General features: G+C 72.2%; 1 pseudogene. It reads right to left on the bottom strand.

Annotation, left to right across the window (positions count from 1 at the left end):
• A pseudogene (locus tag D7X55_RS46760) lies at positions 1-428 on the bottom strand (hypothetical protein); the annotation flags it as partial.

The following is a 428-nucleotide window of genomic DNA, read 5'->3' as shown; positions in this document are numbered from 1 at the left end:
CAGCAGGGCGAAGCGGCGTTGCAGCGCCGCGTCGGGTGCGGCCTTGGACAGCTGGCGCAGCACATCCTGGCTCCTGCGCTCGCCGGCCAGGCGGTTGGCGTCGACTTCCCAGCCGTAGTCGCCCAGCACCTGCCAGTCTTCGGCGGCCAGCCTGTCCGGCGTGGCCAGTGCCGTCGCCAGGGTGGCGGCGATGGCGCTGCGGCGCCCGGCCGCGACGGTCAGCGCACGGGTCAGTTCGGCCGCGTCGTTGCCGCCGGCCACGCGGGTGAGCTCAGTGCGTTGTGGGTCCAGCACGATCAGGGTCGGATAGCCGCGCACCCCGAAGCGTTCGCCCCAGGCCTGTGCCCCTTCCTCGTCGCCATCCAGGTAGACCGGCACGAACTTGCCGGTCAACGCGATGAACGCCGGGTCCTTGAACAGGCCGGCCT

This window comes from Corallococcus sp. AB049A, from assembly GCF_003668885.1.
Taxonomy (GTDB): Bacteria; Myxococcota; Myxococcia; order Myxococcales; family Myxococcaceae; genus Corallococcus; species Corallococcus interemptor.
The sequence above is the reverse complement of the archived record's forward strand: the minus strand, read 5'-3'. Positions and strand labels throughout refer to the sequence as shown.